This window comes from Kurthia sp. Dielmo (assembly GCF_000307285.2).
GTDB lineage: Bacteria > Bacillota > Bacilli > Bacillales_A > Planococcaceae > Kurthia > Kurthia populi.
In genome coordinates this window covers 212,099-223,416 of the sequence record NZ_HE578960.1, presented here as the reverse complement: position 1 = coordinate 223,416, position 11,318 = coordinate 212,099, and the positions used below count along the sequence as shown (strand labels likewise).

Below are 11,318 nucleotides of genomic sequence, written 5' to 3'. Positions count from 1 at the left end.
ATACTTCGCCTGACCCAACGAGTAGTACACCAAAATGAATGGCAGCACTTTCCTCTACTACATCTAAAACAATCGAGTAATAATTCCAATCTGTTGTGCCGTGGATTGCGCGGTTATCCATATTATCAAACTGAAGTAAATCACCATTTCTTGTATCAATTCGACACCAAGCTCCACATTTCATAGCATCCTTTGTTTTAATGAAGCAGGACATTTTCATACGTTTACCAAGCCAATTTTTAGCTGAAAAAACTTGCATCATCGTACCGAACTGCCCCTCTTCAGCAGGCTGAATAGCACCTAAATAACCTGATTTTGAGCCTGTATGAAACACTTCATAATCTGCCTTCATTGTATAGAGAGCTGGATTGGTTCCTGTCAGCAACCAACCCTTCACTTCATTTTGTACCATCTCTTTTTCCTCCTTCATGTATAAATCACGCATCATTTGGCGATATTTTCCTGGCGGCATCCTGTACAATTCTTTAAATGCACGGGCAAACGATTCTTGGGACTGAAATTGGCATTCAAGTGCTATATCTAAAATAATTTCTTCTGTATGCAGTAATAAAAATGCCGCTACAGCAAGACGTCTTCTTCGAATATACGCTCCTATCGTAAGACCCGTTTCTTTTTTAAAGGTTCTTGTTAAATAATATTTTGAATAGCCTATTCGCTCCGCATATTGCTCCAACTGCCAATCAGTTAATAACTGTTCCTCTAATGTATCAATGATTTGCTCGACTGCTTGACTGTACATCTTGCTTCACCTCAAAATAAGTATATGTGAAAAACTTGCATCATTTTTGATATTTATTGCGCTAACAAAAAAAGCGTGATTTCATCATAAGAATCACGCTTTTTTGTATGTACCTTTAATTTTCTCGCTCGTTCATATAGCTTGTATAGGCATCATTTACCTTATCCTTCGCTGGTACCGTTTGTTTATGAATCTCTTGAAGTAGCATCAATGCTCTAAATAACACACCAATTACGATCGCACTGACAATATAAATACCAAAAATACCAAAGAAAAGTAAACTACTTAATACGGCCGCACCCAGTATACATAAAAATAATTTCATCGTTGTCACCCCTTTGTAAATTATACCTTATTATGGTAATAACCAATTAAAGCATAACATACATCCATGAAAAATATTATACTGAAAAATAAAACAGGTCAAAAAACCTATGCCATCATTTTAGGTGCTTTTAATAAATATCAACCACTTCAAACGTTTGGCAAACGAGCACAATATCTGGTGTAAAGGTGAGATCATATAAGCCTAGCTCCCATGTAAAGAACTGCACATGGGCGTCATACCAGTAATCATAGCTTAAATCCCCTTCACCCTCCGATTTTGCAAAGGCAGGTGTTACATTCTTCATTTTGACAAGCTCGATGTTGGTATATTGAATAATGGCAAGCGGATTTTCATCGCCATCTAAGACAATATCAAACTGACCGACTTGCTGAAGCTTTTCGCCTTCTAACTCATAAATACAATGCGCCGCGCAGGTCCCTGTTTTGATGCCATCTACAACAAGCGCACCTAATGTATCACCCATTTCTTTCGAGCCATCCCCAAACATCCACGCATCGGGTGTGCTAAGATTCAATCCATTTTTTGTCGCATAGCTCTGCCAGTAAGCTTCAACTTTGTTCATCTAACTTCCCCCTTTTAAAAGACAAATACCTCTTTTCTAATAATTCATAACACCCTATGCATAGACGACGATTTTCCTTATGTACATATATCGGTTCATACGCTTCAAACAACTGATTGCACTGCATACATTCCGCTCCCTCATGTTCAGTGAAATTTTCTAAAGCACCCCCGCAACTCGGACAGTATTCCCTGATATCCTTGTCCTCAACAACAAAATATTCATGACATACTTCACATTCCTGCGCTGCTATATAATCCGTTTCAAGCTTAAATCTTTTGTAGTTTATATGTTGAATTCGTTTTTTCTTCATCATTTTACCCACTCCCCTACATTAAAAGATATCACTTTAATAGTTCAAATTAGTTCTGAAATAAAAAAGCATTGCACCAAATATTCGATACAATGCCTTACTATTCATTACTTTAAAGAAATAATTGCATAAATAACAAAGAAAATAACCATCATTATTAAAATGAAAAAGTTTGAAAGGATGGATACTTTCACAAAAATCATCGCAATAAAACAAATAAAAATAGCGTTAATACGATAATTTGGTGTTTCTTCAATTTTGCATGAGAATAACGATACGAATTAAAGACGAATAATGTAGAGATTAAATACATCGACATTGCGATGAAGATAAACATTAGAATAAAAGATGGATGCATTTGCTCTTGGAATAACAAACGAATTGAAATCGTAATCATGCTAATGGCCATCAAAATAAAGAGATGTCCATAAATAATCCGTTGTCCTGTGGATTTTATATTTTTATCGACTTTAAAGTCTAAGTTATCAAAGTATTGCCAACCCATCGAAATGATCAAAATAAAAAATAATGTGCCATATAATATATTATTCCATTCGCCCGGTGCTGGTTGCACAATCACAATCGTACTAACGAGCATCTCACCAAATAAAATTGTTGTAAATTGACTAAATCGCTCAATTAAATGCTCACTATTTACAGGACTCTTCATCAAATATTTCCTTCCAAACATTGGGACAATAATATCCACAATAATCCCTAGATATAAGAAGAAATAACGCCACCAGCTATCAAAGAAAATTGACATAAGTGAAATGAGAATGCCTAACCAAAAATATTTCCCTAAAAACTGAGCTACTTTTTTACGTGCGCCTTCTTCAACACGCGCAGCTAATAAATATTGAATAGCCGTTAAAGCTCTTAATCCTAAATAACCAACTAAAAATGGTACAAAATAAGAATCAAAGTCAGTAGACAGACTTGCAATCATGACTAATGCAAAAAGCATTTGTAAGATCAGAAAGAATCGATGATGAATTAAATCCTTTCCAAATCGGTTCGTAAATAGGGTTTGTCCAACCCAGCTCCACCAAATCGGAATAAAAATTAAGACAAATTTTGCGATTGATTCAAGTGGAATTTCTCCATGTTCTACGTGAATCAGTACACTTGTAACAGTCGCTATTGCTGCAACGAATAATAAATCGGAAAACAGCTCTAACCAAGTGACCTTTTTATTTTCCATGTGCGTCCTCCATTTCTTTTACTCGATATTTGACCATTATAAAGTTTTAGGAGTAATAGTCAATAACATCTTGGGCATATTTCTTATCCTAAAAAACTCAAAATAGTATGAATGGTGGCGGTATGGTCCTTATCTAATAATTACTTTCAGCACAGATAACAACTTATTAGCTTGTCATCTATAGACACCTGACTCCAACTAAAAAAACCGATATAATAAGATTATGAAAAAGAAAAAACAGCAACTTTCTAAAATGAAAAAAAATATTGTAGAGGTCATTTGGGATTTTTTAATCGAAGTAATAGTTGATGGCATTTTGCGTATACTTTTGTTTATTCCAAGGATTATCATTCGACTGTTTTCAAATGGTCTTTAAGCAATGTACGAAGGTGCATTGCTTTTTTGATGTAGCCTTTATCCATTAAAATCTTTCGCCAAAATTGATAAACCCTCCATATCCTCATACCAGAATTTAATATCTATGATGACAAAAAGAAAGAAAATCCCTGAAAATCCAAGTAGAATAATTTTATCTACTAAAAATTCCTTTATCATAAACGATAGCCCACTCCTCGCACCGTTTTAATAAAATCTGCTGCGCCAATTTGCTTCAATTTTTCTCGTAGTCGATTTATATTCACATACAATGTATTTTCATCGATATATAAGCTGTCATGCCATAAATCCTCAATAATTTCTTCGCGTGTACGCAGCTCCTTTTTCATTTTATTGTACTACTTTCCGCCTAAATAGCCTTTCATCTATAGACGATTTCTATCGAACACGACATCTTAACTTTATTCTCTTCTAACTATCTCCTATTTCATTTCCAGCAATTTTTATTCTAAAAATGATATTAAACGCTCAATTCTATCAATTTTTTTAAATTTATTACAAAAAAATCAAAAAAATATGTTAAAATTTACATAAAATAAATAACTATATTTTCTAATTAAGGAATATTTAGTTAAAAACGAATGTGAGGGATAGCGTTGAAAAAAAGTAAATTTTTAGTCGCAGCATTAAGTAGCGCTTTTATTTTAGGTGGATGTGGCGCTAAAGATGTAACAGAATATATTAGCGTAGATTTTGATGGGATTGATACGAAAGGAACTGCTCAATACACTGTAAATGAAACGAAATATTTAAAAGAAGTATTTGGTTTCACCGGAAATGATAGCTACGAAACATTAGAAGAAATTTCTGCAGCTGAACAAGCAATTGATATAAAACTTGATAAAACAGAAAATCTTTCAAATGGTGACAAAGTCAAGGTAAATGTAGTGGTAGATGAAGATAAAACAGATAAAATCAAAGGTGGAGAAAAGGAATTTGAGGTTACTGGTTTAGAAGAACCGAAAAAATTAACAGATGCAGAACTCGAAAAAAATACATCGTTTGTGGCGGAAGGTTATAGCGGACAAGCAACTGGACATCTTACATATAATCCTAATGATGAAGATCTCCCACAAGTACACTTTGAAGAAGTAGATTCAAAAGGGGACGAGGCTAAAACTTTCAAAAATGGTGATACCGTTCAATATAAAGTAACAAACATTGATGACCTTGCAGATGCTGGCTATATTTTAGAAGGTAAAGGGATTGTCGAAAAGAAAGTAGAAGGACTAAAAGTAGTTCCTGAAAAAGTAGAAGAAATTAAAAATTTAAAAGAAATTAAGCGTGTAATTAAAGAAAATAACAATAGAGAATTTGAAGATGAATTCAATATTTTTGATGAAAATGAAGTTGTTAAGAGTTATGACGTAGAGGAAAAACAAATGTACTATCGTCAGTTCAAACCTGCTAATAATAACGACTATTCAAGCATTAATTCTGCCGAAAGGGGTTCGTTCGTCGGTATTTACCAAGTTAAAGAATATGATGAAGATAAAAAATTAGTAGCAGAAAATTTATATATTCGTGGTTTGAGTAATATTGTATTAGATGAAAATGAAAATGTAAATATTACACAGCTTGAAGAAATTTCGAAAGACTATGATTCTTCTTATTCTCTACAAACCGTAAAATCAACACTTGAAGGATTAGGTTATTCACCAATTTAATTATGTAAAATAAAAAAGTAGCAAATTGCTACTTTTTTTGTGTTTTATAGTTATCTTAAAACGCTCCTACAAAAATCAATAATCCATTTCCTTCTTCATTTCTGCCCATCTCGCTTTATACTTCGCCTTTGGAATACCATGATACTGCTCGTATCGGCACATGCGGCAAGAGCAATGGATTTTTATTCTTGCTTAGCGTGCCTTTCACAGGCATATATTCTGGCTCTCGCTGCCATATATGTTTTAGAATAAACCATTTCCTCTCGATGGTTCTTGCTCGCTGATGACGCGTATAGGCTCTCGTACGTTTGTTCATTTAAAACCGCTCCCTTGAAAGAAAACCGAGCTCGCAAAGCATGTCAAGGGATTACATAGCACGCCCTACAAGCTCGGGGTTTTTCTATTCAAGAATATAAATTGAGTCATCGCTTACCTTCCTTTACATAAAATATTCTATTACTATTATAATATAATCGTTCTATCATGTTGAAGATTTTAAAGGCCGAATGAAAATACAAAGAAGAAAAACGCCCATTCCAAAGAATAGGCATTCGTTCATTTTATTATTTTAAATCCTTGAAAAAATCTCTGGCGATACGGATAAAATAAATGATTGCTAAGACAAAGAATAACGCAATAATTACATAGGTACCACTTGTCGTATAATAACCATCGAATGATTGCAGGAAAATAAATAAGAACGCAAATGATAAGTAGATGGCTGCTGCGATATGTTTCATTAAGTCACTCCTATGTATGATTTATTAGCCTACCAGTAATAGTCTAACAAAAATGGAAAGTAATAAAAACCGTCCAGATGATGAAAATATGTAGAAACATGTATAGACATGTTTCTACTTTTTATTTAACCTGACGTATTTTTTCTACATTACTAATCCACACAATACTCAGTGCTAAATAGTAAAAAACAATGATAGGAAAAGATGCTTCTAAGGCTGGCCAAAATGCAGCGTCTCGCAGCGCAACGTTTATGCTCGTGACGACAATGATAGATAGAAGCGGGATTGCGATGAAAAAGGTAATAAATAAGATTTTCCCCATAGAATGCTCCTTTTATCGAGTTATTTCATTCCTTAGTTCCGTATGTATCATTTTTAGCTTAAACAAAGGCACTTTCTACTTTATCAACATGCTCAAAACCTGTAAGATAGCTAAGGTATTACATATCAAGGAGGTGCCTAGCGTATGAAATCCTTTCGTGAATGGTGGCTTGCCGCCTTACTCATTCTCTGTGCGGCTGTTTCCATCGTATTTACGCTCTATAATGATTCATTTTATCATCAAACCATTGCGACTGTAACAGAAAACACTGTCACAAAAACGGAAGCCGTTACTGATCAATTCAATAATAAAGATACGCTCTATACACAGCAGCTAACTGCAAAAATTACAAATGGTGAAAAAAAAGGCGACGTTATCACGTTAACTAATCAATATTCCGACTCAAAGGGATTTGATAATGAATATGAAATTGGCCACGATTTATTTATCGAAAAAAATAAGCTAGCCGAAAAAAATGACGTACATAGCTATGATATTGTAGGCGTTAAACGAGACGTTCATATCGTCACACTACTCTGGGTATTTATCGCGGTTTTAATTGCGGTAGGGCGTTTACAAGGTCTCTTTTCTGTCATTAGTCTTTTTATTAACGCGGCAATTATTTGGACCATTATTAGTATTTATACAACATACGACGCCTATCTACTTATACTATGCATCGTTGGGATTTTCCTCTTCACCATTTTATCCCTTCTACTCGTAAATGGTTTTAACGAAAAGACAATGACTGCTATTATCAGCACATTAGTTGGTACATTTGTGTCGCTCGGGCTTGCCTATATTGTCTTAAAGCTGACAAATGAACAAGGTATGCGCTATGAAGAGCTACAATTTATTACGCGGCCCTATAAAACGGTCTTTATGGCAGGCCTTTTCATCGGTTCGCTCGGAGCTGTAATGGATATTGCGATTACGATGTCTTCCTCGCTTTATGGATTGTATGAGAAAAATCCCGCTATTTCTTTAAAAAGACTGGCTCAATCTGGTCGTGAAATCGGAAAAGATATTATGGGCACAATGACCAATATTTTATTCTTTGCCTATGTAAGTGGCTCCATTCCCATGCTGTTACTTTATTTTAAAAATCAATCGGCATTCGGGTACACATTATCCATTAACCTTTCATTAGAGCTTGTCCGTGCCCTTGTTGGCGGCATTGGTATTGTGTTAGCCATCCCGATTTCGCTAGTCATTGTCTTATTCTTTATTAAACGAAAGCAGGCGATACGATGAATATTATTATAGTACTCGCCATTATTTTAGCGATATGTATGCTGATAATTGGCGGCAAAAAAGGATTGCGTTCATTTATTGCTTTATTTTTAAATTTCATTGTCGTAATTGTGCTGCTCTTCTTTATGAATGTTCCACAACTCAACCCGATTTTATTGACTTTTATTGCCTGTATTGTCGTTAGTATCATTAATTTGTTTTATATTAATGAAGTAAATCCCATGACAAAAATCGCATTCGTCTCTACGCTCGCTACTACTGGTTTTCTTGTAGTACTCATCTGGCTCTTCACTAAAAGCTCATTAATTCAAGGGTTTGGCGAGGAAGAAACAGAAGAATTAAGTATGATGTCACTCCATATTGGCCTAGATTTTCAGCAAATCGTAATTTCGGTCATTATTATGAGTACCATCGGCGCCATTACAGATGCAGCCATTGCGATTGCTTCTCCAATGCGGGAAATGCTCACTTTACACCCTGAAGCTACGCGAAAACAATTATTTGATTTTGGCATGCACATTGGCCGAGATATTATTGGTACAAGTGCGAACACCTTATTTTTCGCCTTTTTCGGAAGCTACCTAGCCCTACTTATTTGGTTTAATGATTTATCCTATTCACTTGGTGAGATTGTAAACTCCAAAATTTTTAGTAGTGAGCTCATTACGATTTGCTGTGCTGGTATTGGCGTAACCCTTGTCATTCCAATCACAGCTTTCATTGCTTCTTATTTTCTAAAAGATACAAAAGAAGAAACTCACCTTTCATGAAAGGTGGGATTTTTTTTGTTAAAGGCTGTTTTCGTAAAGTTTGTTGTTTTTAGAATATGCTATACTAAACATGAAATAGTTTCCAATTATAGCCATTTTATATAGGAGGAGATATTATGAAAAAAATTAAATACCTTATTTCCCTTTTTGGTATCGTCTCCATATTTTTAGTAGGGTGTTCAAACGTAAGAGAAAATGAAGAACGCTATATACAAGTTCAACATCGCATTGGTGATGAAAATAAATATGCGGATTTCAAAGAAATTACTGATAATGAACAGGTTCAAAAAGTGAAAGATATTTTAAATGAGATTGATTGGGAACATGCAAAAGTAAATATGACTCACCCACCTGATTACAGATTCATATTTCCATACAAAAATCCTAAAGTTGAATCAAAAGCGGCGACATATGAACTTTGGATAACTCCGAATAACGATAAAGTAGAACTTGTTATAGACGCCGAAAGTAACTATGTTCAACTAGATACGGGGAATTCAGCAGAACTCTTTGAAATCCTTGTTGGCGAAGAATTATCAGACCAAAAATAATAATTTGACCTCGACTTTAGAGGTCTTTTTTTATGCCCTTTTAAGCAATTCAACAAGTTTATAATTTAATTTTTAGCAGGACGGAATAAGCATTCGCTCCATCCGCTCGTCAAATGCTAAATAAATATTTAATTTTATGGGCGGGGCTTTAAGTTTTTTTAAGCAGCAATACATCTTTTAAACTCGCTTCATTGTTCGATGCTGAATATGGAAAGCTTGAAGTACATAAAAAAACACCCCAGTGAATGAGGTGCTTTTTTTAAAATTGAACTGATAAATTTTTATGATTTTTAGCATAGTGAATTTAATTCTCCAAAACCATCCTTTTATAGACAAATCAAAACGCCACTTCAAATTAATATTGAAGTGGCGTTTTTTAGTAGGCTTTGTGTTTAAAGTCGTCTATTTATTGATTTGTAAGGATATCAAAATGTTGTTTGGGAATGCTTTTTAAATTTTTTAAATCAATTACTTTTACTTTTTTTCATGGCTAAACTTACTAATATTAATGAAACTACTATTAACAGATAAACGGGTACTAGTGTAATATCGTAATAGGCTAGCTGAGTATCAGAAATATTTAAATTGATTCTTAAAAATAACGGGTGAAAATGAATCGGATTATCCACATCCATTGACATACTAGATACATACAGCGTTTTTTTTGATAAAGATGTAATTAAATATACAATGCTTATAATTAGCAGCACTATAGAAAGCAATATTTTTTTCATTTTTTCTCCCTTTATTTAAGACTCCGTTTATTTATTTTAACACCAGTTAACTAAATACTCTTTATTTCTATTTAATCTGACGTTGCTCTTTTGATAATGTTTCCGAATTCATAATTTCACAAAAAATTAAAATGTTAAGCTATACTCACTTATCTACATAGAAAAGAGGCACTACACGTGAACACCATTGACGCATTGAATATTTTTTACAGAGAAGATGTAATTTCTGATTTACTTAAAAGCTGTTTTGAAGATTCTCCAGCTTTCTTAAAACAATTTCTAGCAGCGGGGGATGTGGCGCTCAATACACATGCTGGGTACACGATTATGAATCGCTTAGGACTCGGTAAAGCGATTGGAACTCCGGATATGGTGATTGTGAACGGTGATCAAATCATTGTAATTGAAAATAAGCTTGGCACAGGTGAAGGTATTTTACAGACGATGCGCTATGAATCGAACGAAGCTAAAGAAGGCTTGTTAAAGAAATTTAGAATGGAAGCGGCCACATTTCATTATATTTTCTTAACGTTGGATACAACGGTTATACCAAGTAGCTCAAATTTTAAGCATCTATACTATAGTGAATTTTTAGCGCAGGATTGGCTTTTACAGGATTCGACGCTACATATGATTTTTAAGGATTTCCAAGAAAAATTACATGCATTTTATGCGCCGTTACGTACACCATTAGAAACACTAGCTACAGACTATGCATTGGATAGCACACAAAAGAAAATATGTTGGCAACAACTTCTTTTTGAGCAATTTAGGGCACATACTCTGTTTACACTCGACTGGGGAGAGGTAGGAGGTACTGGTCGCAATAACTTCCTATTCCTGATTACAAAATCAAATTGGAAAGCGACAGCACCATTTGATAAAGCTGGCTTATCCAAAACCTTCTATGTTCATATTGATACCTACATTAATCTATTGAGCAGCTCCAATGATTCCCTTAACGAAATTGGCGTGCGTTTTGAGACGAACCCCTATGTACCCCATGCCAAAATTAAAAACGAACCACAATACGCGAAGTTTATTGAACATAAACAGCTATTTGCGGAGCGTTTATATGAACGTGTACAAGAAATCTTGCCAGCTAGCAAAAAACGAAACACCAAACTCCTATCCTTGTCGATTCCTATCGATAAATCCTCACTGGAGAAAAGCATTGGTGATTATACGCAGAAAGTGCTGATGTTAGAAAAGATTATTGATGGGACAATCGAGAGTATGAAGGAGGATAATCTTTTATAAAAAAATAGAAGAATTTAAAGCACCTTTTTCTCTCCTTCTATTAATTTGTAAATATATTCAAATAAATCCGTCAAAACAACACAGATTTTAAAGAAGGATTAGCTTTTTGGAAAAGCCCTGTTCTACTACCAATGCTAATCGGTGTAATTGTTATTAACTTTGCAACAACCGTAGGAACTACGGGGATAGCCTACTAAAAAAAAGTGAAGCCGCTGTTTCGAGCAACTGGAAACAAGCAAGCACTGTTCGTAGGAATCTCCCACTTCAAGTAACGTTCAAAGAATGGCTAAGTGGGGGTAGTTCAAAGCGCATGTTTATTTATTGAAGCCTTTTCTAATCCAATTTTCAAAATCAGCTAGCGTAGTATTTAGTGTGATACTAAGTAGTGTTTCTGTCCCCATATTAGATGTGATGAATCCCAAATCTACTGACACTG

At 34.4% G+C, this 11,318-nt stretch carries 12 protein-coding genes and 1 pseudogene; 5 read left to right on the top strand and 8 right to left on the bottom strand.

The window, feature by feature from the left end; translation table 11 throughout:
* From KTHG_RS14595 to KTHG_RS14570, 6 genes and pseudogenes are all read right to left on the bottom strand, one after another.
* The coding region (locus tag KTHG_RS14595) for a helix-turn-helix transcriptional regulator (RefSeq protein WP_139994874.1) at positions 1 to 760 on the bottom strand (760 nt) is incomplete at its 3' end.
* Between the two features lie 115 nt (positions 761 to 875).
* Positions 876 to 1,085: an ATP-dependent Lon protease gene (locus KTHG_RS14590; protein WP_139994629.1), complete on the bottom strand. Its 210-nt coding sequence runs from the start codon at positions 1,083 to 1,085 to the stop codon at positions 876 to 878.
* A gap of 130 nt (positions 1,086 to 1,215) precedes the next feature.
* A complete protein-coding gene (locus KTHG_RS14585) occupies positions 1,216 to 1,671 on the bottom strand; it encodes an ASCH domain-containing protein (RefSeq protein WP_139994627.1) in 456 nt (151 codons plus the stop codon).
* Entirely contained in the window at positions 1,658 to 1,987 is a 330-nt protein-coding gene (locus tag KTHG_RS14580; RefSeq protein ID WP_139994625.1) for a hypothetical protein, read from the bottom strand. The genes KTHG_RS14585 and KTHG_RS14580 overlap by 14 nt, the downstream gene beginning before the upstream one ends.
* 104 nt (positions 1,988 to 2,091) lie before the next feature.
* Positions 2,092 to 3,188 (bottom strand): annotated as a pseudogene (locus KTHG_RS14575) (low temperature requirement protein A).
* A gap of 551 nt (positions 3,189 to 3,739) precedes the next feature.
* Positions 3,740 to 3,913: a winged helix-turn-helix domain-containing protein gene (locus tag KTHG_RS14570; protein WP_139994623.1), complete on the bottom strand. Its 174-nt coding sequence runs from the start codon at positions 3,911 to 3,913 to the stop codon at positions 3,740 to 3,742.
* 267 nt (positions 3,914 to 4,180) lie between these two features.
* Between KTHG_RS14570 and KTHG_RS14565 the strand changes: the two genes are divergently transcribed.
* Positions 4,181 to 5,251 carry an LptM family lipoprotein gene (locus KTHG_RS14565; RefSeq protein ID WP_139994621.1) on the top strand — a complete coding sequence of 357 codons (1,071 nt, stop codon included), beginning with the start codon at positions 4,181 to 4,183 and terminating at the stop codon, positions 5,249 to 5,251.
* A gap of 115 nt (positions 5,252 to 5,366) precedes the next feature.
* Here KTHG_RS14565 and KTHG_RS14560 read toward each other — a convergent pair whose 3' ends face one another.
* The gene (locus tag KTHG_RS14560; protein WP_255512478.1) at positions 5,367 to 5,567 is read right to left on the bottom strand and encodes a hypothetical protein; all 201 of its coding nucleotides are present in this window, start codon (positions 5,565 to 5,567) and stop codon (positions 5,367 to 5,369) included.
* Positions 5,568 to 5,814: 247 nt separating this feature from the next.
* Positions 5,815 to 5,991, bottom strand: coding sequence for a hypothetical protein (locus KTHG_RS21380; protein ID WP_186439630.1), 177 nt, complete (start codon positions 5,989 to 5,991; stop codon positions 5,815 to 5,817).
* Positions 5,992 to 6,457: 466 nt separating this feature from the next.
* Here KTHG_RS21380 and KTHG_RS14555 point away from each other — a divergent pair, with 466 nt between their 5' ends.
* The 4 genes from KTHG_RS14555 (at position 6,458) to KTHG_RS14540 (ending at position 10,882) form a co-directional block, all read left to right on the top strand.
* Entirely contained in the window at positions 6,458 to 7,567 is a 1,110-nt protein-coding gene (locus KTHG_RS14555; protein WP_139994619.1) for a YibE/F family protein, read from the top strand.
* Entirely contained in the window at positions 7,564 to 8,337 is a 774-nt protein-coding gene (locus KTHG_RS14550) for a YibE/F family protein (RefSeq protein ID WP_139994617.1), read from the top strand. The genes KTHG_RS14555 and KTHG_RS14550 overlap by 4 nt, the downstream gene beginning before the upstream one ends.
* Positions 8,338 to 8,453: 116 nt before the next feature.
* A complete protein-coding gene (locus KTHG_RS14545; RefSeq protein ID WP_139994615.1) occupies positions 8,454 to 8,888 on the top strand; it encodes a YhfM domain-containing protein in 435 nt (144 codons plus the stop codon).
* 911 nt (positions 8,889 to 9,799) lie between these two features.
* A complete protein-coding gene (locus KTHG_RS14540; protein ID WP_139994613.1) occupies positions 9,800 to 10,882 on the top strand; it encodes a PDDEXK-like family protein in 1,083 nt (360 codons plus the stop codon).
* Positions 10,883 to 11,318 lie beyond the last annotated feature (436 nt).

Coding starts and splice junctions, on each gene's coding strand:
- KTHG_RS21380 (WP_186439630.1), bottom strand. CDS start 5,991: ATGAAACATATCGCAGCAGCCATCTACTTATCATTTGCGTTCTTATTT.
- KTHG_RS14550 (WP_139994617.1), top strand. CDS start 7,564: ATGAATATTATTATAGTACTCGCCATTATTTTAGCGATATGTATGCTG.
- KTHG_RS14555 (WP_139994619.1), top strand. CDS start 6,458: ATGAAATCCTTTCGTGAATGGTGGCTTGCCGCCTTACTCATTCTCTGT.
- KTHG_RS14585 (WP_139994627.1), bottom strand. CDS start 1,671: ATGAACAAAGTTGAAGCTTACTGGCAGAGCTATGCGACAAAAAATGGA.
- KTHG_RS14590 (WP_139994629.1), bottom strand. CDS start 1,085: ATGAAATTATTTTTATGTATACTGGGTGCGGCCGTATTAAGTAGTTTA.
- KTHG_RS14570 (WP_139994623.1), bottom strand. CDS start 3,913: ATGAAAAAGGAGCTGCGTACACGCGAAGAAATTATTGAGGATTTATGG.
- KTHG_RS14580 (WP_139994625.1), bottom strand. CDS start 1,987: ATGATGAAGAAAAAACGAATTCAACATATAAACTACAAAAGATTTAAG.
- KTHG_RS14560 (WP_255512478.1), bottom strand. CDS start 5,567: ATGAACAAACGTACGAGAGCCTATACGCGTCATCAGCGAGCAAGAACC.
- KTHG_RS14545 (WP_139994615.1), top strand. CDS start 8,454: ATGAAAAAAATTAAATACCTTATTTCCCTTTTTGGTATCGTCTCCATA.